This window comes from Dyella sp. BiH032 (assembly GCF_031954525.1).
Classification (GTDB): Bacteria; Pseudomonadota; Gammaproteobacteria; order Xanthomonadales; family Rhodanobacteraceae; genus Dyella_D.
The window spans coordinates 221553-246685 of record NZ_CP134867.1; the positions used below are offsets into that span (position 1 = coordinate 221553).

Genomic DNA, 25133 nt, shown 5'->3' on the forward strand with positions numbered 1-25133 from the left:
GGCGCGCCTTTTGTTCGCGATGGATGGACCGGCGCGTACGCCGGTCCATCGCCGCACTCAGGACAGGTCGTTCTCGAACGCCGCGGCGGCAAGACCACCGATGGTGGTCGAGGAATCGCTGAGGAAGAACTGCTCGAAGATGTTGAGCGTGTTCCACTGATCGTCGATGCCCTTGTTCATGTACTCCTCCTGCAACTTGGAGTACTGCGATACCGGGCCCGGGCCGTTCTGCGGAATCTCGCCCTTCTTTTTCTTGTCGAGGTAGATCTCCACCTCGATGCCGGACACCTGGTTGTTGTACTTCTGCGTTTCCCAACGCGCGCGCAGGTAGTCGGCGGCGATGGCGAGGTTGCTGTCGTAGAAATGCGACGGCGTCCAGCGCATATCGCGCAGTTGCTCGAAGGCGCCCTGGATGTCGTCCGGATGCTGGTCCATGGCCTGCTTGATATAGGCATCGACCTTGCCGCGGTCTTCCGGCGTCCAGGTGGTGGCTTGGGTCTTGTAGTTGCCGATCGCGGCGTCCAGCGCTTCCTTGGTCGTGGCCGGCTCGCGATCGTGCCGGTCGCGGATGGCCTGGCCGTACTGGTCGACCAGTTGCTGGATCGTCGGCTCGCGTTCGTTCTTGTCGCGCTTGCCCAAGGTCAGGATCTGGTCGCCGATTTCCGCGTTGACCGCGTTCTGCAGTACCTGCCGGTCGGCTTCGAGTACCGAAGGGCTGGCATGGGCATCGAGGTCGGCCGTGTATTTGGCGATGGCCTGGTCGGTGGTGTAACTGTCGGAAGGGGGACCGTCGTCGGGGATGGGACGATAAGCGTAGAGGGGTGCGGCACTCAGCGGGGAAACCATGACGGCGTACCTCATGGCGGGGAGGAGAGCCGAACTTAATCCCGTATCGCGCCGCCGACAGCTCGGGCCGACCCTAGCCTGGGGAAAACCCCAAGCCGCCCGGACGGCCGCTCAGAACAACTGCCCCTGCGGGGACGGTTTGCGCGGCGGCGTGAAGCGGGTGGCGTCCAGGGTCAGTTCCCACGCGCGCCCGAAGCCGTGGCGTCGGCGCGCCACCTCGAAACGGCGGCGCAGCAGGTCCGCGAACACGCCCTGTCCGCGCATGCGGGTGGCGAAGTCGCTGTCGTAGTCGCGACCGCCGTTCATCTGCTGCACCAGGCTCATCACGTGGGCGGCCCGTTGCGGTGCATGTAACGCCAGCCATTCGCGGAACAGCTGCTTGAGCTCGTGCGGCAGGCGCAGCACCGTGTAGCCGGCGCTGTTCGCGCCCGCCTCGGCCGCCTGGTCGAGCACGGCTTCCATGTCGCGGTCGTTGAGCGCTGGAATGATCGGCGCTACCAGCACGCCTACGGGTACGCCGGCTTCGGCCAGGGCGCGCACAGCCTTGATGCGGCGGTGCGGTGCACTGGCACGCGGTTCCAGCTTCGCGGCCAGCTGGTTGTCCAGCGAGTTGATCGACAAGAACACTTGCACCAGACCCTCGCGCGCCATCGGCGCGAGCAAGTCGATGTCCCGCTCCACCAGCGCGTTCTTGGTGACGAGAGTGAGCGGATGGCGGCATTCGGCCAGCACTTCGAGCGCGGCGCGGGTGAGGCGCCAGCGCTTCTCGATCGGCTGGTAGGCGTCGGTATTGCTGCCGATGTTGATGGGCTTGGGAATGTAGCCCGGCTTGGCCAGTTCCGCGCGCAGCACCTCGGCCAGATTGCTCTTGGCGCGCAGCCGAGTCTCGAAATCGAGGCCCGGCGAGAGATCAAGATACGCGTGACTGGGACGCGCGAAGCAGTACACGCACCCGTGCTCGCAGCCACGGTAAGGGTTCATCGCCTGGTCAAAGCCGATATCCGGAGAGTCGTTGCGGGTGATGACGCTGCGGGCACGTTCCTCGCTCACCACGGTCTGCGGCCGGGGCCGCTCTTCGTCCAGCACCGCGTGATGCCAGCCGTCGTCTTCGGCATGGCGGCGGGTGGTTTCGAAGCGCCCCTCCGGGTTGGAGGCAGCGCCGCGGCCCTTGAAGGCGCGCAGGGGCGGGTCGGCGGGAGCGGTCATCGGTGCAGTGTGCGCTGATGACGTCTCAGTCTGGGCGACACATTGGAGAGGGAAGTTCGATGTTTGCGACGCTTTCGCGAGCACCCGCCCCTCATCCCGCCTTCTCCCCAGAGGGAGAAGGAGAAGTGCGGTACCGCGGCAAGCAGCCAACGACCCAACAAGAGCGAGCGAAGCGACGCTCCGTCGCGCTCTTGATCTGCCGGGTTCCCTTCGCGGCGGTGAGGGCTGGACGATCAGGCCGCCGCAGGCGGGCGGGGACAGGACGTCCCCGCCTTTTCGATTCGGGCATGGATGCCCGATCGAAAAGCCCGGCCAGCCCTCAACGCACCCGGAGGTGGCGTAGGCCACCGGAGGGCGCCGCGCAGGGGGCCCTTCTTCTTGGTTAGGCGGTGTCAATCTAGAAGTGCATCATCGATGGCCTGAGCGAGGTCATCGTGCCCCATGGCACGCATGAACATCTCCGCCGGACAGTGGTAGCCCAAGGTGGCTCGGGGCCGAAGGTTCATCTCCTGAGCGATGGCATCCAGCGCTCGCTGGCTATGCACGGACAGATCGGTGCCTTTAGGGAGGTACTGCCGCAGCAGGCCGTTGGTGTTTTCGCAGATGCCCCGCTGCCAGGGGCTGCGCGGATCGGCGAAATAAATGCTCAAGCCGGTACGTTCGGACAAGGTCTTGTACAGCGCCATTTCCTTGCCCTGGTCATAGGTCAGTGTCTGGCGAAGCTCCGGCGGCACGCCCTGGAAGGCGCGACTGAAGCCCTCCAGCGCCTCCTGGGCCGAACACCCCTTCATCTTGACCAGCTTCAGGAACAAAGTGCGTCGATCCACCAGCACCCCCACCGACGATCGGTTACGCGCCCCCTTGAGGAAGTCGCCTTCCCAATGGTCTGGTAACAGGCGCTCGTTGGCCTCCGGCGGGCGGTCATGAATACTCGGCAGATCCTGCATGCGGCCGCGCCGGTTCGCCCCTTGGCCACGCGGACGGCGTGCGCACTTGTGTTGGCGCAGCAAGGCCACCAGCTCACGCCGCAGTTCGCCACGCGGCATGGCATAAATCGCGGTGTAGATCGTCTCATGGGACACGTGTTTGGCCGGCTCGTCAGGATGCTGCCGGCGCAGTGTGCGGCTCACTTCTTGCGGTGACCAGCGGCGCGCTAACAGCTGGCGCACCAGGGGCCACAAGGCCCCATCACGATGTAGCTTGCGCCGTCGGCGTGCCTTGCGCGCGAGCCGTCGAGCCCGCGCACCGGCACGGCGGGCGTCATAGCCAAGTGTCGGACGACCCATGCGCGGACGCTCCGCCGGTTCGCGGTGCCCATTACGCGCCAATTCCCGGGAAATCGTGCTAGCCGAACGGCCTAGCAGCCGTGCCAGCTGCCGAGCGCTCTCGCCGCGTGCCTTGCCCACCATGATCGCGCCCCGTTCTTCGGCGCTCAGATGGCTGTAATGCTGTCCCATGCATCACCGTGTCGTGGGGGTGGTGCACTTGATGTTAGAGACCGCCTTACTTCTTCTTGGGCAAGCAAGAAGAAGTAACTCGCTCTCCGGCAGGAGAGCGAAACCCTCGCCCCGCACGGGGCGAGACCAGACTGGCGACGCACTCGCGGCAACCGAGCGACCGTCCGGCCTGCGCCGGAATGACGAATAGGTAGGGCCGAGCCCGAACCTCCCGCCATCGACGCCAACCTAAAAAAGCTCACCCTGCGGCGACAACCGCCGCGGCGGCACAAACCGGCTCGCATCCAGCGGCGCCAGCCGCCCGAAACCCAGCCGCGCATACGCCTTCGCGAAACGCTGCTGGATAAGCTGCGCGAACGGCCCCTCCCCGCGCATGCGCTTGCCGAACGTGCTGTCGTAATCCTTGCCGCCATGCATCTGGCGCATCAGGCTCATCACATGTTCGGCGCGCTCCGGATAGTGCAACTGCAGCCATTCGCGCCAGATCGTCTTGAGCTCGTGCGGCAAGCGCAGCAGCACGTAGCCAGCCGCCTGTGCGCCGTGCTCGCGCGCGGCTTCGAGGATGGCCTCCATTTCGCGGTCGGTGATCATTGGGATCAGCGGCGCCACCATCACGCCGACCGGCACGCCGGCCTCATGCAAGGCCCTCATCGCACGCAGGCGCGCATGCGGCGCGCTCGCGCGCGGCTCCATCCGCGAGGCCAGGCGGTTGTCCAGCGTGGTCACCGAAAAATACACGTTCACCAGACGCTCGCGCGCCATGGCGGCGAGCAGGTCGATGTCCCGCTCGATCAGTGCGTTCTTGGTGATGAAGCCGACCGGATGCTTGGTCTCGGCGAAGACTTCCAAGCATTGCCGCGTGATGCGGTACTTGCGCTCGATCGGTTGGTAGGCGTCGGTGTTGATGCCAAGCGCGATCGACGAACACCGGTAGCCGGGCTTGGCCAGTTCCTTGCGGAGCAGTTCCGCGGCATTGGTCTTCGCGAACAGCTTGGTCTCGAAATCCAGGCCGGGCGAAAGGTCGAGGTAGGCATGGCTCGGGCGCGCGAAGCAGTACACGCAACCGTGCTCGCATCCTTTGTACGGATTGACCGACTGGGAAAAGCCCACGTCCGGCGAATCGTTGCGGCTGATGATGCTGCGCGCGATGTCTTCGCGCACCTCGGTGGGCAGGCGCGGGGCTTCGCCCTCTTCCTGGTACCAGCCGTCGTCCTCCGCCACGTAGGTCCGTTTGTCGAAACGACTGACGGTACGGGAGGACGAACCCCGGCCCTTGATGGGCTGGATGGGCTTGGCGATCGACGACATAGGCGCGCAAGACTACGCCTGTGCTGTCGCAGCACCCGAGATTCCCGCGTCCACCGGGCGTCTCGCGCAGAGCGATACATCAGGGCGCCAACTGCGTCGCCAGCGCGTCGGCCATCGGCGCCAACGGATAGTTGCGCTCCAGCTGGCGCGCCATTTCGTCGAAGACCGGCGCGGAAATGGTCCAGCCCAGCGGTATCGGATACTCGCCGGGGCACAGGCGAAAATGCCACAGCATGTCGCCCCGCGCCGGATCGGCTATATCGGGCCGCAGGCCGAGCAGCATCTGCGTCCTGGCGTATTCACCGCGGGCGCTGCGCGTGTCCATCAGCGCCCGCAGCGGCGCGGTCACTTCGCCGCTCGGTGCGCTGCCCCTGCCGCCCGTTTGCTCGCCTGGGCAGGCGGTGGCGTACAGCGGCAGCGGATGGGCGGGATCGTGTCGGTCGACGAAGTCCGCCATCTCCGGATCGTTGCTGATGTGCAGCACGATGAAGCGCAGCGACAAGCCGCGCGCTTCCGCCAGTGTGCGCAGGCGCCGTTTCACTTCGATCAAGGTCGTGGCGCCGGAGTTCTCGAAGTAGCCGCCATCGACCAGCTGCAACCGGTTCGGCACGGGCGGCGTGACACCAGCCGGCGGCGCCGTCTCCAGCGTGCCGGCCGGGCTGACGTAGGTGAAGCGCGCACTGTTGAGCGCCGCCTCGCTCAGCGGCACGCGCGGATCGAGCCAGGCCGCGCCATCGAACGCCGCCGTCCACGGCTGCTGCTGCAGCGTGGCCATGGGGCGGAACGGATGCTGGATGAAGCGCCGCCCCTCGGCGACCGTCGTACTGTTGAGGAACAGTGCCGGCGTGCCGGTGTCCGGTGCGCCACCGGCCGTTTCGTAGAGAGTGCTGAACGGCTGCGCGAACGCCTCGGCGCCCTGCTGGCGCGCCGCGTGTTCCCAGGCGCGGGTCAAGGCGCGAGAACGGTCGTCGAACCACGCGCCCGGCAGCCAGCGCTGGGTGAAATCGACGAAGAGCATGTTGGCCAGCGTCGGGGCGAGGAAGTCGTGGTCGAGCAGGCCGCGCGCGCGCCGTTCGAGCGTATCCGCCCGCGCGCCGGCGGGCTGGCGCAGCAGGGACACATACGTCGCCAGTCCAAGGCTGCCGCCGGACACGCCGCTCCCGGCGAACAGATAGCGCGCCAGCAAGGGTTCGCCCTGCTGAGGCCGGCGTGTCTCCACCATCGCGGTAAGCCTGGCCAGCACCATCGCCGTCCAGGCCGCGCCGCGGATGCCGCCGCCTTCGGCGGTGACCAGTACCACCGGGCATGGCGACTTGCCGGCGCAGCGCTGGTCCAGCCAGGCCCGCGCGTAGTCGTCGAACGCCGGGCGGGTGTCCACGGGCGCGGTGGCGGGATGCTGGTGCGTGCTCATGCCCAGGTACTGGCGCACCCGATGGTTGTCGTTGAGGTGCAGGGCGTGGAGGGCGCCGCTGACCAGCAGCAGTCCGCTCAGCAGCGGAAAGCCGCGCCGGTCGGCCAGCATGCACAGCCAGCCGCCGTTGAGGCACAGGAACGCCGCGGCGATGAGCAGGATCGCCAACGGGCCGATGCCGTCCAGGAGCTCCGGCCGCAACCCGATCAGCACGGTAGCGGCGATGTTCGCGCCGATGGACACGGCGTACACCGTCCGTGCGGCGCGTCCCAGCCGCCCCACCCGTTCGACGCGCTTCTCTTCATCGGGCGACGCACATACCGCGGGAAAGCGGCCGCTCAAACGGGGCAGCGCGTTGAGCACGCGGCGGCGGGTCATGAAGAATACGATCAGCACGAGGGACACCATCAGCAGCCCCACCGCGCGCCACATCCGCCCCTGGCAATCCAGCGTGATACCGCACGGGCCATGCGGGAGACGGTGCAAGGCGAGCACATAGCCGAGCAGCACCAACAGCGGGATCGACGCGCCCAGGATGCGCGGCAGCCAGCTGCGCAAACCCTTGCCGCGAGCGTCCTGGAGCGCCGGCCAGCGCAGGTACATCAGGCGATAGGCATTGCGCGCGCCGTACCACACCGCCAGTCCGGCCAGGGCGCTGCTGCCGAGCAAAGCCAGGTAGCGCCAGAGACTCGGGTCGATCCACACGGCGATCAGGAAGAGCTCGGCCGCCTGATCCACGCTGGTGGCCACGACAGCGGCGATAGCCAGTATCCACAACGAGACGCGCAGCGGCTTGAGATGGTCGAGCAGCAGGGAAAACACGCCGCCCGCCCGGTCGAAGAGACGTTGCAGCCAGCCCGGCCGTCCGGCGTCCGCAGGATGGGTATTCGCCTTCCGCATGGCACTCCCCGCCGGTCGCAAAAAAACGGCTCGATGTTACGCCGAGGGCGAATGCGGTTTGTGCGCGGCGCGGCAAACCCCGAACGTTCGGCCTACTATGATCCGCGCCCAGGTGGGAGTAGCGTTTTGGCCGTTCCCGCGGCCGTACTTTCCCCGAGAACCGAGGTCTCCATGCGCTGGCTCCTGTTGATCGGCACTCTCCTCTCGCTCGTCCTGAGCTTCACCCGCCACAGCGGCGGGGCGATGGGACTTTGGCTGTTGCTGGCCATCGTCGGCGCCTTCGCCACTACGCTGGCTTTCGCGCAGGCGAGAATCAGCGCCAGCTCGCGCATGGAAACACTTTCCGAGTACGACCTGCAGCGCCTGCGCGAAGGGAAAACGCCCTTCCGGCATTGAGCGGCTGGCAGCGCCGCCGCACATTTTCGTAGTGCTTCGATTGCCTCTCCGGACCCTCCTGGATGACGTTCCGTTTCGCAACTGAAAGTTGCGAAAACGTCCAAAGGAGCAACTCATGATTGGCAAACTGGTGGGCATCGGCCTGCTCATGCTGGCGGCGTTTCCTGCCGCGGCCGCGGATCGCGTGAACCTCTATTTCTGCGATGGCTGTTCGGTGGAGCAGGAACGCGAGATGGTAAAGGGATTGACCGGCGAGATGGGCACTTTCGACTTCTACGTCGGCAACTTCCCTGCCCAGACCATCCACAAGTACCAGTTGTCGCGTGGCTGGTCGCAGCCGCCGTGCAGCAATGGCCCAGGCGATCCCAACTGCAACCAGGAGATGACGGTGCCGACGCTGACCGCCCAGCCGACGTGGGCGCGCGCGACGGTGGAAACTTACGTCTACAACAAGGAGGTGGAGCAGCCGTATCTGGAGGCTTATCAGTATCTGGTCCAGTTTTATTACACGGAGCCGATGGGCTTTAAGAAGTTCTACGAGTTCCAGATCATCGATCCGGCGCAGACCGCGTCGACGGCTTATCAGTCGTTCTACGAGAACGGCCGGTTCCTTCCCCGGAACAGCGGGATCCTGGGCAATCCGGTCAACCCGGTGATCGATTATCCCGACCCCAGTACGACGGCGTTCGACATTTCGCGTGCCGGGGCGAAGCGCGATCTCCTGCTGGAGTTCGTACGCAGCAACATGCTGCAGCGAGTGAATATCGGCATGGACAACGTGGCCAAGGTGCTATCGGCACTCGGGATCATCGACAACAGCAAGTTGCCCGGCATCGACGTCATCGTGTACCTGGCCGATGGCGGCAAGGCGACGCTGCGGCTCAATAACAGCACGACCGTTCCGGTCTATGAAGTCGTGGAAGACTCGCTGCGCGACTCGCATGGCAACCCGGTACCCATGCAGCCGGAGCAGCTGGCGAATCAGATCATGGAGTTCGATTACACCGGTTCAGGCAAAGCCTATGACATTACGCTGATGCGCAATCAGCTCGAGTTCCTCGGCGCCGGCGTGCAGGAAATCCAGGTTGCGCCGCGCTGGCAATGCGGAAGCGTCATGAGCAGCCAGGGAACGGTCACCGTGACTTGCCGACCCCGCTGACCATCGAGGCGGTGACGCGGAGGTCACCGCCTATTTCATGCCGCTCATATCGGTCACGAAGGAACGAGCTTAGCCATGGATATGAAGACACGGGTCCGCACGGTCGCCTACGCCGTTTTCATGACGGCTTTCTCGTCGACGGCGGCAGTCAACAATCTTGATGCTCCGTACCGCGCGGAACGCGTGCGGTTGCCGCGAACGCGCTATGAATTTCAGATCATCGATCCTGCCGACACCGGGTCAGCGATCTATCGAAGGTTCTGCGACAAAGGGGAGTTTCATCCGCAAGAGGCCGATACGGCTGGCGTACACGTCCTGCCGATCACCGACTATCCGAATCCCGCCACGACGGTGTACGACGTCGTTCCTCGCGGCCGCGCGAGAAGCCAGCTGCTCGATGCCGTTCGCTACAACATGCTGCGTCGGGCCAACGTCGACATGGATAGCGTTGCAGGCGGGCTATCGCGCCTGGGTTTGCTAGGCCGGATTCTCCAGCCATCGATCAACGTCGTGGTGTACTTCGCGGACGGCGGCCACGTCGCACTCGCACTTGGAAACACGACGGCGCTTGTCTTCGAGCTGGATGAAACGTCTGCGCGTGACTCGCATGGAAACACGGTCCCCGTACTTCGGGAACAGATCGCGACGGGGAAATGGACATTCGATTTCCATGGACCGGGCAATCCCCGGGACGCAGGGCATCTGCGCGATCAACTTCGATTTCTTGGCGTCGACATCGACCGGCTTCCGCCAGACGCCGCGGGCTACACCTGTGGCGTTATATCCGGCGCCGATACCTTGTCCTGCGGGGTGCATTAATGAAACAGCGGCCGAAGGGCCGCTGTTTCCGGGATGGTGGCAACCTCAGTCGATGATGTCGACGTCCTTCGTTTCCTTCAGGAACAACAACCCGATGAAGAACGTCCCCACGGCCACGATGATCGGATACCAGAGGCCGTAGTAGATGTCGCCTTTCCATGCGACCAGCATGAAGCCGATGGTGGGCACGAAACCGCCGAACCAGCCGTTGCCGATGTGGTACGGCAGGCTCATCGAGGTGTAGCGGATGCGCGTGGGGAACATCTCCACCAGCCAGGCGGCGATCGGGCCATAGACCATGGTCACGTAGATCACCAGGATCGCCAACAGCACGACCAGCATGACGTAGTTCGATTGCGCCGGATCGGCCTTGTCGGGATAGCCGGCTGTCTTGAGCGCCGCGCCGGTGGTGGCACCGAATGCCTTGCTCTGCGCCGCGAACGTGGCGCTGTCCAGGCTGCCGCCCTCGAACGAATCGATGGTCTTGTCGCCGATCTTCACCTGGGCGACCGCGCCAGCGGGTGCGGCTTCGTTGCGATAGGGAATGCCCTTTTTCGCCAGGAAGGTCTTGGCCACGTCGCAGGAACTGGTGAACTTGCTCTTGCCCACCGGATCGAACTGGAAGCTGCAGGCATTCGGATCGGCGACCACCGTGACCGGCGCGCTGGCCGCGGCGGTTTCGATGGCGGGATTACCGTAGTGGGTCAGACCCTTGAAGATCGGGAAGTAGGTGAGCGCGGCCAGCAGGCAGCCGGCAAGCACGATGCTCTTGCGGCCGATGCGGTCCGACAGCCAGCCGAAGAACACGAAGAACGGCGTGCCGATGATCAGCGCGCAGGCGATCAACAGGTTCGCCGTGGTTCCTTCGATCTTCAGGCTCTGGGTCAGGAAGTACAGCGCGTAGAACTGGCCGGTGTACCACACCACTGCCTGGCCCGCCGTGGCGCCGAGCAGCGCGAGGATCACCAGCTTCAAGTTCTTCCACTGGCCGAACGCCTCGGTGAGCGGAGCCTTGGAGTGCTTGCCTTCGGCTTTCATCTGCCGGAACACCGGCGACTCCTGGAGCTGGAGCCGGATGTAGACCGAAACCGCCACCAGCACCGAGGAGATCAGGAAGGGAATACGCCAGCCCCAGTCCTCGAACGTCTTGTCGCCCAGGCTCAGGCGCGTGCCCAGGATCACCAACAGCGAGAGGAACAGGCCGAACGTGGCGGTGATCTGGATGAAGCTGGTGTACAGACCGCGCTTGCCGTGTGGCGCGTGCTCGGCGACGTAGGTCGCCGCACCGCCGTACTCGCCGCCGAGTGCCAGACCCTGCAACAGTCGCAGAGCGATCAGCAGCACCGGCGCGATGATGCCCACCGTGCCGTAGCTGGGCAGCACGCCGACCAGGAAGGTCGACAAGCCCATGATGATGATGGTGATCAGGAAGGTGTACTTGCGCCCGACCAAGTCGCCTAGGCGACCGAACACGATGGCGCCGAACGGCCGTACCGCGAAGCCGGCGGCGAAGGCCAGCAGCGCGAAGATGAAGGCGCTGGTCTCGTTGAGGCCGGAAAAGAAGTGCTTGCCGATCAGCACGGCGAGCGAACCGTACAGATAGAAGTCGTACCACTCGAAGACGGTGCCCAGGCTGGAAGCCAGAATCACCCTGCGGTGACTGGTATCAAGCGCGGCGGCGTCCGTTGCAGTCGTAGCCATGTTGCTCCCCTACGGATATCAGTGTCCGGCCGTTGCTGGCGGCCGGAGGGCGAAGGACGTCGTCCCGTGAAGCCCGGAAAGGCGGCGCACCCCCGTGCGCCGCCCCGCGGGTCAGAACTTGTAAAGCGCGTTGAGGCTGACCTGGTTGCCGCCCAGCTTCTTCCGGTCGGTGCCGTTGGTCGTGTAGTCGAGCTTGTCGTAGATCCACTCCGCACCCAGTTCGTAGGCGCCAGAGGCGTATTGCAGGCTGAGCGCGGTCTGCCGGTTGCGCAGGCGGCCATTGGTGAAGGGCGCCTTGCCGGCCCAGCGGATCACGTCCTTGTCGTCCGGATTGCTCTGCGCGTAGAACGCGTTGACGCTCCAGTTCTTGGTGAAGTTGTAGCCGACCTGCAGGTAGCCGCCCTTGTCGGAGATGTCGCCGAATTGCGACAGGTCGCCGAACACCTGGCCAATGCCTTTGCCGGCATAGACGAGGGCCTTGAGGTTCCACGGGCCGGGCTTCCAGTTGGCGCCGATCTCGTAGACCAGGCTGTTGACCTTGTCCTTGATAGGCGCGGCCACGGTGTCGCCGACACCCTTGAGGTTGACCTGGCTGTAGTGCGCGACGAAGAAGGCCAGCCAGTCCTTGTCCTGTACGTGCAGGCGCGCTTCCACTTGCGGGCGGAAGCCGGCATTGCCCGCGGTCAGATAGTTCAGGTTGTCGCCGGGGCCGTTCCAGGTGCCTTCGAAGGCACCCAGGTCGAGCCGCCACTTAGGTCCGGACGAGGAGCCGTGGTTGAGGTCCTGCATCCACACCACGCCAGGGAAACGCCAGCCGATCAGGCCGGTGCCGAAGCCCAGCGGGAACGCGATATGCGACAGCGAGTTGGGGACCATGTCCAGCGGGAAAAGGAGTTCCCACTGCTGGCCGATGCGCACGGTGCTGCCGATCTCCGGATTGGTCAGGTCCATGTAAGCCTGGCGCAGGCGCGGCACGGGTTGCTGCTCGCTGTACGGGCCGGTGCCGTTGAAGCCACCGAAGAAGTCCATCTCGATGCGGCCGCCGCCGCTCCAGTTGTCGGTGAACTTGGCGCCCTTGAAGTCGAGCCAGAAGCGCGTGTTGCGCACGTCCACGCCGCTGAGCGAGCCGGACGAGGGCGCAGCACTGGTGCGCGGAATCGGGTACTCCGCGTTCTGGCCGTTGCCGAACGAGAAGTTCTTGCTCTGGCTGAAGGCGCTGGCACTGATGAAGCCATGCAGTGCGACCGACACGCCAGGTGCGGCGCTGAAGGTTTCCTTCGGCGGCGGCGCCGCGGCCACTTTCTGCGCGGTGGCATTGGCTTCGGCCGCCTGTTGCTGCGCCTGCGCCACTTGTTGCTGCTGTTGCTGCTGCTGAGTCTGTTGCTGACGCAGCATGTCCTTCAGTTCCGCCAGTTCCTGTTCGAGCTGGGACACGCGGGATTCGAGCTGCTGCTCACGCGTGGCGGTCTTGGGCTTGGCTTTGGCCGCCGGCTCGGCCTGCGCCCCCAGCGGCAGGCCCAGCGCGACGGCGATCGCCAGCGCGACAGCGGTACGGTGACCGCCCGAACGAATCGACACCATGGTCTTTGCCTCCCCGGGGCTATGGCGAGACCGAGCTTGGTGATGCTGCAATGCGTACGCCTATTCCCCATTGGTCGAACCTCGACCAAAGTCGAACCGACGCTGTCACGACCGCTTTGCCGGCCTTTCGCTACACTCGCCCAACGCGCCGTCGGCAAAGGGTTTGTCGCGGCCATCCACGTCCGCGGGCGCACATCCGCCCGGCCAGCAGGAGCCGTCCATGAGCAAGGTCTACCCCGTCAAGCCCGAGTTCGCCGCCAAGGCCCGTGTCCGCAAAGAGGATTACGAGCGCCTTTATGACGTATCCGTGCGCGATCCGGAGGGCTTCTGGGGTGACATCGGTCAGCGCCTGGCATGGACGAAGGCGCCGACCCGCATCAAGAACGTGTCCTTCGACCCGAGCGATCTGCACATCCGCTGGTACGAAGATGGCGAACTGAACGTCTCGGCCAACTGCCTGGATCGCCACCTGGCGACGCGCGGCGACAAGACGGCGATCATCTTCGAAGGCGACGATCCGAACGAGTCGCGCCACCTCACCTACCGCGAGTTGCATGCTGAAGTGTGCAAGTTCGCCAACACCCTCAAGAACCTCGGCGTGGTCAAGGGCGACCGTGTTGCTATCTACATGCCGATGATTCCCGAGGCCGCCGTGGCCATGCTGGCTTGCGCACGCATCGGCGCGATCCACTCGGTCGTGTTCGGCGGTTTTTCGCCGGATTCGCTGGCCGGCCGCGTCGCCGACTCCACCGCCAAGGTGATCGTCACCGCCGATGAAGGCGTCCGCGGCGGCAAGAAGATCCCGCTCAAGACCAACGTCGACGCAGCACTGGAACGGCCCGGCACCAACAGTGTGGAGACTGTGATCGTAGTACGCCGCACGGGCAGCGCCGTGCCCATGCAGTCGCCACGCGACCGGTATTACCACGTACTGATGGAAGGCCAGTCGGTCGATTGCCCGCCGACGCCGGTGGAAGCCGAGCATCCGCTGTTCATCCTCTACACCTCCGGTTCCACCGGTAAGCCGAAAGGCGTGCTGCATACCTCCGGCGGTTACCTGGTCTACGCCAGCTACACCCACGAGATGGTGTTCGACCTGCGCGAGGACGACGTGTACTGGTGCACGGCCGACGTGGGCTGGGTGACCGGTCACAGCTACGTGGTCTACGGCCCGCTGGCCAACGGCGCCACGACGCTCATGTTCGACGGCGTGCCGAACTATCCCGACACCAGCCGCTTCTGGAGCGTGGTCGACAAGCACAAGGTCACGCTTTTCTACACCGCGCCCACCGCGATCCGCGCGCTGATGCGCGAAGGCGAGGCGCCGGTGAAGAAGGCCTCGCGCGCGTCGCTACGCCTGCTCGGCTCGGTGGGCGAGCCGATCAATCCCGAGGCGTGGGAGTGGTACTACCGCGTGGTCGGCGACGAGCGTTGCCCGATCGTGGACACCTGGTGGCAGACCGAGACCGGCGGCATCTTGATCACGCCGCTGGCCGGCGCGATCGATGCCAAGCCGGGTTCCGCCACCAAGCCGTTCTTCGGCATCAAGCCTGCCATCGTCGACGCCGGCGGCACCGTGCTGGACGGCGCGACGGAAGGCAACCTGGTGATCACCGACTCCTGGCCCGGCCAGATGCGCACGGTGTACGGCGACCACCAGCGGTTCATCGAAACGTATTTCACCGCTTACCCGGGCAACTATTTCACCGGCGACGGCGTGCGCCGCGACGAGGACGGCTATTACTGGATCACCGGCCGCGTGGACGACGTGATCAACGTGAGCGGCCACCGCATCGGCACGGCGGAGGTGGAGAGTGCCCTGGTCGCGCATCCGAAGGTTGCCGAGGCCGCCGTCGTGGGTTGTCCGCACGAGATCAAGGGCCAGGGCATCTATGCGTACGTCACCCTGATCGCCGGCGAGCAAGGCAGCGACGAACTGCGCAAGGAACTGATCGCCTGGGTGCGCAAGGAGATCGGCCCGATCGCCACGCCGGACTACCTGCAGTGGGCGCCGGGCCTGCCGAAGACGCGCTCGGGCAAAATCATGCGCCGCATCCTGCGCAAGATCGGCGAGAACCAGCCCGACCAGCTCGGCGACATCTCCACGCTGGCCGATCCAAGCGTGGTGAAAAACCTTGTCGACGAACGCCTGATCAAGTGAAGGAACCAGGCATCGGGCATGGCACATCGGTGAACGCGCCGCATATTCCATTCCCGATGCTCCCTTCCCTGCCGCCGCCCCCATGCCCGACGTCCTGATCGCCGACGACCATCCGCTGTTCCGCGATGCGCTCCAGCGCGCGGTGCTCAGCGCCATGCCCGAAGCCAGCGTGCATTGCGCCGACAGCGTGCACAGCCTGCTGGTGTTGGTCGAGCAATTCCCGGAAGCCGACCTGCTGCTGCTCGACCTGCACATGCCCGGCGCGCGCGGCTATTCGGCGCTGGCGCACATCCGTGGGCAGTTTCCCGGACTTCCCACGATCGTCGTCTCCGGTCACGAGGAGGCCCAAGTCGCCAGGCGCGCGCTCGCGCACGGTGCCTCGGCCTACATTCCCAAGTCCAGTTCCGGCGAGGACATCGTGCAGGCGATCCGCACCGTGCTCGATGGCGACGTATGGCTGCCGCACGCGCTGTTGAGCGACGCGGGGTCCGCGCTGAAGGACGACGAAGCGGAGATCGCCACGCGCGTGGCGTCGCTGACTCCCCAGCAGTTCCGCGTGCTCACGATGATCGCCGAGGGTCTGCTCAACAAGCAGATCGCCTACGACCTGGGCGTGTCGGAAGCCACGGTGAAAGCGCACATGACCGCCATCATGCGCAAGCTCGGCGTGAACAACCGCACGCAGGTGGCGCTCGCGGCGAGCCAGCTCGCCGTGGAGCCCGGCAGCATGCAACAGCCCTTACCCGACGACGACGAATGAACCGGCACTAGGCGGTGGTCTTGCGCAGCCTGGCGCTGAGCAGCGCGCGCAAGGCGGCCGGCCGCACGGGCTTGTGCAGCAGCGGATAGCCCAATAGCCGCGCACGTTGCTTCAGTTCGCTACTGCCGTCGGCGGTGATCATCGCCACGGGCGGCAGATCGCCGAGAACGCCGCGCAAGTATTGCAGCGCCTGTAGCCCGTTCATGTCGTCGGCGAGGTGGAAGTCCGCCAGGATCATGTCGACGCCGCCCTGCCTGAGTTCCTGCTCCGCCTGCTTCAGGTCGAGCGCCACGCGGCAGTCCACGCCCCAACGCGTCAGCAGGGCGCGCATGCCGTCGAGGATGGCCGGATCGTTGTCTAGGCACAGCACGGTCAGCGGAAGGCGCTCGACCACCACCGCGGGCTGCGTGATCGCGCGGCGACGCGGCGGCATGGCATCCACGCGCGGGACCACCACCGCGAAACGGCTGCCGCGGCCGACGCGGGAGGACAGTTCAAGGCGATGGTCCAGGATGTGCGCAATGCGATCGCAGATGGACAAGCCCAGGCCCAAGCCTTTCTCTCCCCAGGGCGAGGGCCGCTCCAGGCGCTGGAATTCATCGAAGATACGCGCGCGCTGTTCTTCCGCGATGCCCGGTCCGGTGTCCCACACCTCGATGCGCACCTCCTTGCCGATGCGCCGCGCGCCGACGAGGACGCCGCCGCGCTGGGTGTAGCGCAGCGCGTTGGAGACGAAGTTCTGCAGGATCCGGCGCAGCAGCTGCGGATCGCTGCGGACGGCGAGGCGGGTGTTCACGATGCGGAATTGCAGGCCGCGCTGTTCCGCGATCACGGCGAACTGGGCCTTGAGCGAGTCGAACAGGTCGGCGACAGCGAAGCTGCCGATGTCCGGGCGATAGCTTCCGGCGTCGAGTCGCGAGGTATCGAGCAAGGCGTCCAGCAGATCTTCGGCGGCGCGGAAGGAGGCGTCGATGCGCTCGGCGAGTTGCGCCGAATCCGGGTCCAGGCCCGGCTGCTGGCGCAGCGCGGAGGTGAACAGGCGAGCCGCGTTCAGCGGTTGCAGCAGGTCATGGCTGGCAGCGGCGAGGAAGCGGGTCTTGGACGCATTGGCTGCTTCGGCCTCGCGTCGCGCGCGCGCCGTGGCGGCGAGTGCCTCGCTCAGTTCGGCGGTGCGCTGGCCCACGCGCTGTTCCAGCGTCTCGTTCGCTTCGATGAGCGCCTGTTCGGCGTGCTTGTAGGCGGTGACGTCGGTGTAGGTAGTGACGTATCCGCCGCCAGGCAGCGCGCGTCCGCGCATCTCGATCACGGTGCCGTCGGGGCGGATACGCTGGAACAGATGAGGCGAGCCGGCGCGCATGTAGCCGATGCGCTTGGCAACGTGTTCTTCCACTTCGCCGGGGCCACACTCGCCATGCTCGGCGTTCCAGCGGATCAGGTCGGCCACCGGCACGCCGACATAGACCATGCCGTCGGGATAGTCGAACAGTTCCAGGTAGCGGCGGTTCCATGCCACGAGCCGCATGCCGGCGTCGACCACGCTGATGCCCTGGGAGACGTTCTCCAGCGTGGTGGATAGCAGCTCGCGGTTGAAGCGCAGTTCCTGCGAAGCCTCGTCCATCAACGCCATGGCTTCGGCGATATCGAGGCCAGATCCGGACAGCGCGCCCATCAGGATGCGCCGGGCGCTGGCCGCGCCCACCGCGGAGGCCAGCAGGCGTTCGGTGTACTGGATGAGCGCGCGGTCGGCCGATTCGCCGGCGGTCAGGGCGCGTCCGCGCCGCTCGCCGTATTCCTCGAAGGCTCGCTGGCTGCTGCGTTCGCCGACGATGCGCTCGGCGATCGTGCGCAGGTCGGCCACCGAGACGCGTCCGCGCCAGTCGCTCGCACCGCCGCTGTCCACAGCGTAGGGCTCGATGAACATCGCCGCGTGGAGTCTTTCCTCCAGGCTGGGGCGGAAGCGCAGCGAGATGAAGACCAGGCAACCCACGTTCGCGAGCAGCGACCAGAACGTGCCATGCATGACCGGATCCCAGCCGCTGAGGTGGAACAGCGCCTGCGGCTGCAGCCAGCTCAGGCCCAGCGGACCTTCTTTCAGCCAGGACGCCATTGGATTGGTCGCGGGAATCAGCAGCGTATAGACCCATACCCCGAAGCCGGCGAGCAGGCCGGTGGCGACACCGCGGCGGCTGGCCCCGCGCCAGTACAGCGCGGAGACGATGGCCGGCGCGAACTGTGCCACGGCGGCGAAAGCCAGCAGACCGGTCGCCGCGAGATCGGCGCTGTCCGCGACCGCGCGGTAGTAGACGTAGGCCATGCAGGCCAACGCGACGATGGCGATGCGCCGCACCAGCAGCACCAGCTGCGACAGGTCGCTGCGCTGCTCCAGGCGCAGGCGCCGGATGCGCAGCAAAGCCGGCATCACCAGGTCGTTGCTGATCATTGTCGAGAGCGCCACGGAGGACACGATCACCATGCCGGTCGCGGCCGAGAAACCGCCGATGAAGGCAAGCAGGGCCATGCCCCGATCGCCGTTCGCCAGCGGCAGGTTCAGTACCCAGGCATCCGCGATGCCGTGGCTGACTGCGGGAAGGCGCAGACCCGCGGCCACGATCGGCACGACAGCCACGCTGACGATCAGCATGTACAACGGGAACATCCATCGTGCGCGATAGAGATCGTTGGGGTCTTCGCACTCCACGACGCCGATCTGGAACTGGCGCGGCAAGCAGAACATGGCGCAGAACGCGAGCAGCGTCTGCGCCATGAAGCCGGGCGAAATGCCTTGGGCAAACTGCCGTACCGGCAGCTCGACGGTCGCTTGGAGTCCGGGGCCATGCCATAACGCGTAGACCGCCAGTGCAGCGAACGCGGCCAGCTTGATCAGCGACTCCAGCGCGATCGCCAACATCATGCCGTGGTGATGTTCGGTCGCGTCGATGGTCCGCGTACCGAACAGTATCGAGAACGTGGCCAGCAGGATGGCGCACCACAGCGCGCTGTCGCCGAATTGCGAGCTGCCGCCGCCGAGCGCGGCGTAGGACATGGATACGGCTTTGAACTGGAGGGCGAGGTAGGGAACGATCGCGATCACGGCGATCAGAGCCACGGCCGCCGCGAGAGCGTGCGATTTGCCGAAGCGCGCGCCGATGAAGTCGGCGATCGAGGTGATGTTGCGCTGTCGGGCAACTACGGCGAGCCGGCGCATCAGGCCGAAGCCGAAGATAAAAAGCAGCGCGGGCCCGAGGTAGATGGGCAGATAGCCGAGGCCTTCCCGCGCGGCCGTGCCGACGGCGCCGTAGAAGGTCCACGACGAACAATAGACGGCCAGGGCCAGGCTATACACGATCGGACGCAGTTTCGGCTGCCGCGGATAGAGCGGACGGCGATCGCCCGCGTAGGCCACCACGAACAGCAGGCCCACGTAGAGCAGCGACGCGAGCAGCAGCAGCCAGCCGGCGATCAAGGGTAGTTCTCCCGTCATGGGCACTCCGTCGCCTCTAGTGCACGCAAGCGGGCGGCCATGGGCCTGTCTGCCGCTTGTTCCATCCCCGTCCGGCCGGCACCATGCGCGCATGACGACGACGCACGGCCAGGTGCCAGCGAAAGTAGCAGAGCACCTGCGCGATGACGAGATACACGTATGGCGGATGGCTTACGACCACCACCAGGGGCGGTCGCCATTCCGGGTATTGCTGGCCGCCTACGTGGGGTGCCCGGTCGAGCAAGTGCAGCTGGAGTCCGGCGAGTTCGGTCGTCCGCGACTGGTCGGCGCCGGCGCCGGAGGATTGCATTTCAACTGGTCGCACAGTGGCGACAGGGCCTTGTTCGCCGTGGCGCGGGGCGTCGAGCCTGGCGTGGATCTCGAGCGCCTTCGCCCCAGGCCGCGCGCGCTGGCCATCGCGGAGCGGTATTTCAGTCACCAAGAGGCGGCAGCGCTGGCGGCGCTTGCCCCGGAACGGAGAGACACCGCCTTCCTGCAGCTATGGACCGCCAAGGAGGCGGTGCTGAAGGCAACAGGGCGCGGGCTCGCGTTCGGCCTGCATCGCCTGCATATCGAGCACGCAGAGGAACGATTGGCTCTGCGCTTCCTGGATGGCGAGCTGCCAGCGGACTGGCAACTGCATCGCCTCGAGGTCGATGCGTGGCACGTGGGAAGCCTGGCATGGCGCGGCGGGCCACGGACCATTCGCTTGCGGACACTTGCTCCCGCCGCCGGTTAAGCGCAATGTTGCCGGTCCCATTCCCAGCGGGATGCCGGGTTGTCGTGGTCCCGCAGGGCTTTCCTTTGGCGAGCCGACGTACCCATGACCCTGCTTAGCGTCAACCTCAACAAGATCGCCGTGCTGCGCAATTCCCGTGGCGGCGACGAGCCCAGCATGATTCGCGCCGCGCAGACCTGCATCGAAGCCGGATGCGGCGGCATCACGGTGCATCCGCGTCCCGACCAGCGACATGTGCGACCGGACGACGTGCGCGCGTTGGCGGCGTTATTGCGCGGGCGGGTCGAGTACAACATCGAGGGCAATCCGTTCGCCGGTGCTCGCGGTACGTATCCAGGGCTGATCGAGCTGGCACGTGAAGTGAAACCTACCCAAGTCACCCTGGTACCGGACAGCGATAGTCAGATCACTTCCGACCATGGGTTCGATCCGCAGGATCAGCGAGATCTCGACAAGCTGCGCCCGCTTGTGTTCAAGCTGCGCGAACTAGGTTGTCGGGTGAGCGTGTTCGTCGATGCGGGTTCAAGTGCCTTTGAAAACCTGGCCGCGATCGGTGTGCAGCGCATCGAGATCTACACCGGGCCTTATGCACATGCGTTCGCCGAAGGCGATGCGCACGGCATGCTGGAGTTGTGTGCGGAAACCGCACGGCGTGCGCAGCAGGCGGGCCTTGCGGTCAACGCTGGTCACGACCTGAGTCAGGCCAATCTCGGCGCTTTCCACGCTGCGATTCCGGGGCTTGCCGAGGTGTCGATCGGTCATGCCTTGATCGGCGAGGCCTTATACGAAGGCTTGGCGAACACTGTCAGGAATTATCTGCAGATTCTGCGTTGACGTTGGATTCCCGTGTCGCTTGAGGGGCCGCTGCGCGCGATGCGCAGCGTTTCCTTTATGGACGTCTGGACGTCCATAGAGCTGTTGCCCTCGGGGATTCCCGCAGCAATGCTGCCGTGAAGGCGAACGACTGATCTGCGGGCGTCGAGCCCATCGCCCAAAAAAAACCCCCGCCGAAGCGGGGGTCTCATGGGTAGTGTTACTGGATCCGTCGCCGGATCACTGTCCTTCCGTAAAGCCGATCTTGGTAAGGCCGTAGCTCTTGGCAGCAGCCAGGACTCGGGCCACGTGCTCGTAAGCCACGCCGTCATCCGCATTGATCTGCAGCTCGGGCTGGTTGGACTGGCTGGCGATCACCGCGATCTGGGCACGCAGGCCCAGTTCGTCGACCGGCGTATCGTTCCAGTACAACGCGCCCGACTGGTCGATCTTCAGACGGATCGGATCCGGCGGGTTTTCCGGCTGAACCACGTTCGGGTTCGGCTGCGGAAGGTCGATCTTCACTTTGTGCGTCAGGATGGGCGCCGTGATCATGAAGATGATCAGGAGCACCAGCATCACGTCGACCAGCGGCGTGACGTTGATGTCAGCCATCGGCCCCTTGCCGCTGCCACTACTGAAAGCCATGACTCTTACTCCTTGCCGGTCGTAATGAAACCGACATGGACCATGCCCTGCTCCTTGGCGCTGCCAAGGACCTTACGCACGATCTTGTACTCCGTCGTCTTGTCCGCGCGGATCTGGAGTTCGGGCTGCGGCGACTTCGCCGCCGCAACCGCGAACTGAGCCTTCAGCTCGGCTTCCGTGACCTCGACATCGTTGAGGTACATGGTGCCGTCAGGCTTGATGGCCAGATCCATGGGTTCGACCGGTTCCGTATCCGTAACCTTCGGATTCGCGGTCGGCAGTTCAACGGTGATCCGGTGGGACATCAGAGGCGCGGTGATCATGAAGATGATCAGCAGCACCAGCATCACGTCGACGAGCGGCGTGACGTTGATTTCCGACATCGGACCGCCGGAACTGTCTCCAGTGCTCATCGCCATGGGTCAATCCCTCACTTGCCTTCGACGCGAGCGCCGGTGGCGAAGAAGTCGTGCAGGTCGTGCGCGAACTCGTCGAACTGAGCGTAGGTCAGGCGGTTGGAGCGGTTGAAGAAGTTGTAGGCGAGCACCGCCGGGATCGCGGTGAACAGACCGAACGCGGTCATGATCAGCGCCTCACCCACCGGACCGGCCACCGCTTCCATCGAAGCGTTACCCGACGCCGAGATCTTGATCAGCGCGTGGTAGATGCCCCACACGGTACCGAGCAGACCGATGAACGGAGCCGAGGAACCGACCGTGGCGAGCAGGGTCAGGCCGCCTTCGAGACGCAGGCTCTCGCGAGCCACGGCCTGGCGCAGGGCGCGATCGATGAACTCGGAGCGGCTCAGCGACTCGGCCAGGCGACCACCGCCAGCCGAAGCCTGCTGGTGGTGAGCCACCGCGGAAGCGGCGTCCAGAGCGATCTTCGAGAAGGGTTCGCCCTTGGGCTGGGCTTCCAGCTCGCGGATGGCGTCCTGGGTGGAGCCATTGTTCCAGAAGCCGTTGATCACCTTGTCGGCGCGGCTACGGACCATCGCGTTGCGAATGGCGTTGGCAATGATGAAGTACCAGGAGGCGAAGGACATGACCACCAGCACCACGAACACGATCCAGCCAAGGAAATCGAAGTTGTGGATCAGGTGGTCGAAGCCCATCGACTTCATGGCTTCGGCGTTGGTGGTACCGCCCGCAGCCGGGGTCGGAGAAGGAGTCTGTTGGAACATAACGCTACCCTTGGAAAGTCAAGCGTGAACTGGCGACCGTAACTTGTGGTTACAGCTGATTGAGGTTGAAGTTGACCGGAACGCGGACGTAACCCTCGGTCTTCTGTCCGTTCCTGATGTTCGGATTGAAGCGCCACTTACGTGCCGTTTCAACCGCGGCCTGATCCAGCTCACGGTAACCGCTGGACGTTTCCACCTTGATGTCCTTGGGCGTGCCATCCACGCCGACCAGAATCATCAGAGTGACCGTGCCCTCGTGACGCTGGCGAATCGCCTGCGGCGGATACTTGGGCTGAATACGGCTGTTGTAGCTGATGTCCTGGCTGGCGCTGATGTCCGCAGGCGGAGCCGGGGGAGCAGGCGGAGCCGGCGGCGGAGCCGGGATCGGATTCGTCGTCGCTTCTTCGACAGCCGGCGGCGGAGCCGGCGGCGGCGGTGTCGGCGGCGGCTTGACCTGCTGGATGATTTTCGGCGGCGGCTGCTTCGGCGGTTCCGGCGGCGGCGGCGGCGGGGGAGGCGGCGGCGGCGGCGGCTCGATGAAGTTCACCTGGACGATGCGTTCCTTCTTCTGCTGATCCTGCTTCGGCGGGGCCATCGGCGCCACCAGCAACAGGAACGCGAACGCGTGCAGCGCGATGGCAACAGCCAGCGCCCAGGTACGCCTCCAATTGAACGGCCCTTGGCCGGTTGCTTCGTTACTTGAGGCCATCTGTCACTAATCTGAAGCTAGACAATCGGTGAGACGTGGTCACGACACTTGGCGGCAAGTTGCCTCCACGAAGGACGACATTTGCCACTGGACACGAACACGGGAAGGTTTTCAACGGTACACCAGCACATGGCGTTTGTATAGCATCTGAGGGGCAGATAAATGGACGTCCATCCGCCCCTTCAGACAGCACTTGAAAACGCCGCGGCTGAACTTACTTGCCGGCTCCTGCCGTCTTCAGCCACGCCTTCGCTTTGTCGGCCGTGGCAGGGTCCTGTGCGGCTTTCTGCATGGCCGCGATCGCTCCCTGCTTGTCCTTGAGTCCGCGGCACGCTTCGGCGAGCAGCATGTAGGCCGTGCCCTTGTGCTGGACGCCCTTGTCGATGCCCTGCTGGATCAGCGTCTTCGCCTCGGCGTTCTTGCCCTCGCTGATGAGCAGCTGGCCCGCGCGGATGGCGGCTTCGCCATCGCTCGCCTTGCCCATCGCCTTCTTGTAGGCATTGATAGCGTCGGACGGCTTGTCGGCCACGTAAGACGCGTCGCCGAGAAGCTTCAGATTGTCGTAGCTGTCGGTCACGACGCCCTTGCTCATGCCCTCGTTGAGGGTGGCGACCGCCTTGGCGGCGTTGGGCTTCGGATCGCTGCTGTCCTGGCCGGTGACCAGATACAGCTTGGCGAGATTGACGTAGTCCTTCTCGCTCTTGAACGCGCCGGCGGCCTTCGACTTCTCCATCAGCTGGATCGCTTCCGGATACTTCTGCGACTGCATCAGCACGGCCACGGCGTTGTTGAGCGCGGTGGAATCGTTCGGATTGGCGGCGAGCTGCTGCTGGGCGAGCTGCGCGGCCTGGTCGCCCTGGCCGGATTCGGCGTAGCTGGCCATCAGGATCTGGTTCCAGCTGTCGTTCGGCTTGTCGGTCAGCGACTGCGCCTTCTTGATTGCCGCGATGGCCTGCGGGTACTTCTCGAGGCGGTAGTAGGCATTGCCTTCGAGCGCATACGACTCGGCCGTTTCTTTCTTGCCTTCGGTGCGCCACTTCTCGATCGTGTCGATCGCCGGCTGGTACTGCTCGTCGGCCAGGTAGAACTGGGCGAGCATGTATTGCAGCTGGAAGTAGGTGTCGTTCGGCAGCACGCCGATGTCGAGCGAGCGCTTGAGCAGATCGATGGCGCCCTTCACGTCCTGCTCGTTGTAATGCAGGTTGGCCAAGCCCTGCAGGGCCAGCGCCTGGGCGTACTTGCTCTTGCTGCTGTCGACGATGGGCTGGAGGATCTGCTCGGCCTTCGCCTTGTCCTGCGCGTTGACTGCGTCGAGGCCTTCGTTCAGTGCCTTCTGATCCTTTTCGCTGGTGAGGTCCAGCTTCGGCTCGGTACGCGTCGCATTGGGGTACAGCGCTTCCTTCTTGTCCTTGGAGTTGCTGTCCTTCGCGATGACCGGGCTGCTCGCCAAGGTCAGCGCAAGCGCCGCACCGGCAAGCATCTTGATCAGGGGAACGTGCTTCATGGCAGTCCTCATGTAAGGTTTCACGCACAGGGGTGCGCGGGGGATCATTGAGCGTAACCCGAGCGGGCGCTAGGAAACAAGTCGCAGCGCCGCAAGAAAGTTTGTTAAAAATCAATAAGTTGCAACATTCACCAGCGAATCTTTTCGAGATGGACCGCCAAACGTCATGTAGGCGTTCTCGTACAAACCTCGGAAACTGGCTGGCTGGCCGCGCGCGAAGCGCATCGTGGAGTTATCGGCGGGGCGACTTCAGAGCTTGAGTACCGGCCGGCATTCTCGTGCTTACGTACTAATGCGTTAATGCGCAAGCACAAAGAAATGGCCCGTCTCGTTTCCGGAACGGGCCACTCT

Annotated in this window: 20 protein-coding genes; 7 read left to right on the forward strand and 13 right to left on the reverse strand. The window is 65.0% G+C overall.

What is annotated here, in order from left to right; all coding sequences use genetic code 11:
* Nucleotides 1–57: 57 nt before the first annotated feature.
* The 5 genes from RKE25_RS00930 to RKE25_RS00950 all read right to left on the reverse strand — a co-directional run bounded on the left by RKE25_RS00930 (nucleotide 58) and on the right by RKE25_RS00950 (nucleotide 7128).
* Nucleotides 58–846: a hypothetical protein gene (locus RKE25_RS00930; protein WP_311840395.1), complete on the reverse strand. Its 789-nt coding sequence runs from the start codon at nucleotides 844–846 to the stop codon at nucleotides 58–60.
* Between the two features lie 111 nt (nucleotides 847–957).
* Nucleotides 958–2052, reverse strand: coding sequence for a PA0069 family radical SAM protein (locus RKE25_RS00935; RefSeq protein ID WP_311840396.1), 1095 nt, complete (start codon nucleotides 2050–2052; stop codon nucleotides 958–960).
* A 392-nt stretch (nucleotides 2053–2444) separates the two neighbouring features.
* Entirely contained in the window at nucleotides 2445–3509 is a 1065-nt protein-coding gene (locus tag RKE25_RS00940) for an IS30 family transposase (RefSeq protein WP_311839232.1), read from the reverse strand.
* Between the two features lie 228 nt (nucleotides 3510–3737).
* Nucleotides 3738–4817, reverse strand: a complete 1080-nt coding sequence (locus tag RKE25_RS00945) for a PA0069 family radical SAM protein (RefSeq protein WP_311840397.1) — start codon at nucleotides 4815–4817, stop codon at nucleotides 3738–3740.
* 79 nt (nucleotides 4818–4896) lie between these two features.
* On the reverse strand, nucleotides 4897–7128 hold the full coding sequence (locus tag RKE25_RS00950) for a hypothetical protein (RefSeq protein ID WP_311840398.1): 2232 nt from the start codon (nucleotides 7126–7128) through the stop codon (nucleotides 4897–4899).
* A gap of 171 nt (nucleotides 7129–7299) precedes the next feature.
* Between RKE25_RS00950 and RKE25_RS00955 the strand changes: the two genes are divergently transcribed.
* The 3 genes from RKE25_RS00955 to RKE25_RS00965 all read left to right on the forward strand — a co-directional run bounded on the left by RKE25_RS00955 (nucleotide 7300) and on the right by RKE25_RS00965 (nucleotide 9502).
* Nucleotides 7300–7524, forward strand: a complete 225-nt coding sequence (locus tag RKE25_RS00955; RefSeq protein ID WP_311840399.1) for a hypothetical protein — start codon at nucleotides 7300–7302, stop codon at nucleotides 7522–7524.
* Nucleotides 7525–7639: 115 nt separating this feature from the next.
* The gene (locus tag RKE25_RS00960) at nucleotides 7640–8683 is read left to right on the forward strand and encodes a hypothetical protein (RefSeq protein WP_311840400.1); all 1044 of its coding nucleotides are present in this window, start codon (nucleotides 7640–7642) and stop codon (nucleotides 8681–8683) included.
* Between the two features lie 75 nt (nucleotides 8684–8758).
* Nucleotides 8759–9502, forward strand: coding sequence for a hypothetical protein (locus RKE25_RS00965; protein ID WP_311840401.1), 744 nt, complete (start codon nucleotides 8759–8761; stop codon nucleotides 9500–9502).
* Nucleotides 9503–9547: 45 nt separating this feature from the next.
* Here the strand turns inward: RKE25_RS00965 and RKE25_RS00970 are convergent, their stop codons facing one another.
* The gene (locus RKE25_RS00970; protein ID WP_311840402.1) at nucleotides 9548–11203 is read right to left on the reverse strand and encodes an MFS transporter; all 1656 of its coding nucleotides are present in this window, start codon (nucleotides 11201–11203) and stop codon (nucleotides 9548–9550) included.
* Between the two features lie 111 nt (nucleotides 11204–11314).
* Entirely contained in the window at nucleotides 11315–12784 is a 1470-nt protein-coding gene (locus RKE25_RS00975) for a hypothetical protein (RefSeq protein WP_311840403.1), read from the reverse strand.
* A 220-nt stretch (nucleotides 12785–13004) separates the two neighbouring features.
* Between RKE25_RS00975 and acs the strand changes: the two genes are divergently transcribed.
* Nucleotides 13005–14945 carry an acetate--CoA ligase gene (acs, locus tag RKE25_RS00980; RefSeq protein ID WP_311840404.1) on the forward strand — a complete coding sequence of 647 codons (1941 nt, stop codon included), beginning with the start codon at nucleotides 13005–13007 and terminating at the stop codon, nucleotides 14943–14945.
* An 82-nt stretch (nucleotides 14946–15027) separates the two neighbouring features.
* Complete coding sequence (locus RKE25_RS00985; RefSeq protein ID WP_311840405.1) at nucleotides 15028–15705, forward strand: response regulator transcription factor; 678 nt, start codon at nucleotides 15028–15030, stop codon at nucleotides 15703–15705.
* A gap of 7 nt (nucleotides 15706–15712) precedes the next feature.
* On the opposite strand, the gene RKE25_RS00990 is transcribed toward RKE25_RS00985, so the two are convergent.
* Nucleotides 15713–19168, reverse strand: coding sequence for a PAS domain-containing hybrid sensor histidine kinase/response regulator (locus RKE25_RS00990; RefSeq protein ID WP_311842298.1), 3456 nt, complete (start codon nucleotides 19166–19168; stop codon nucleotides 15713–15715).
* A gap of 109 nt (nucleotides 19169–19277) precedes the next feature.
* On the opposite strand from RKE25_RS00990, the gene RKE25_RS00995 reads away from it, so the two are divergent.
* Both RKE25_RS00995 and RKE25_RS01000 read left to right on the forward strand, forming a co-directional pair.
* Nucleotides 19278–19925: a 4'-phosphopantetheinyl transferase superfamily protein gene (locus RKE25_RS00995; RefSeq protein ID WP_311840406.1), complete on the forward strand. Its 648-nt coding sequence runs from the start codon at nucleotides 19278–19280 to the stop codon at nucleotides 19923–19925.
* A gap of 84 nt (nucleotides 19926–20009) precedes the next feature.
* A complete protein-coding gene (locus RKE25_RS01000) occupies nucleotides 20010–20759 on the forward strand; it encodes a pyridoxine 5'-phosphate synthase (protein WP_311840407.1) in 750 nt (249 codons plus the stop codon).
* 219 nt (nucleotides 20760–20978) lie between these two features.
* Here RKE25_RS01000 and RKE25_RS01005 read toward each other — a convergent pair whose 3' ends face one another.
* The 5 genes from RKE25_RS01005 to RKE25_RS01025 form a co-directional block, all read right to left on the reverse strand.
* Entirely contained in the window at nucleotides 20979–21386 is a 408-nt protein-coding gene (locus RKE25_RS01005; protein WP_214571209.1) for a biopolymer transporter ExbD, read from the reverse strand.
* 5 nt (nucleotides 21387–21391) lie between these two features.
* Nucleotides 21392–21805, reverse strand: coding sequence for a biopolymer transporter ExbD (locus RKE25_RS01010; protein ID WP_311840408.1), 414 nt, complete (start codon nucleotides 21803–21805; stop codon nucleotides 21392–21394).
* Nucleotides 21806–21816: 11 nt separating this feature from the next.
* Nucleotides 21817–22569, reverse strand: coding sequence for a MotA/TolQ/ExbB proton channel family protein (locus RKE25_RS01015; RefSeq protein ID WP_311840409.1), 753 nt, complete (start codon nucleotides 22567–22569; stop codon nucleotides 21817–21819).
* 49 nt (nucleotides 22570–22618) lie between these two features.
* A complete protein-coding gene (locus RKE25_RS01020; RefSeq protein ID WP_311840410.1) occupies nucleotides 22619–23278 on the reverse strand; it encodes an energy transducer TonB in 660 nt (219 codons plus the stop codon).
* A 214-nt stretch (nucleotides 23279–23492) separates the two neighbouring features.
* Nucleotides 23493–24782 (reverse strand): tetratricopeptide repeat protein, encoded by a 1290-nt coding sequence (locus RKE25_RS01025; RefSeq protein ID WP_311840411.1) that lies wholly within the window; start codon nucleotides 24780–24782, stop codon nucleotides 23493–23495.
* Between the last annotated feature and the right edge of the window lie 351 nt (nucleotides 24783–25133).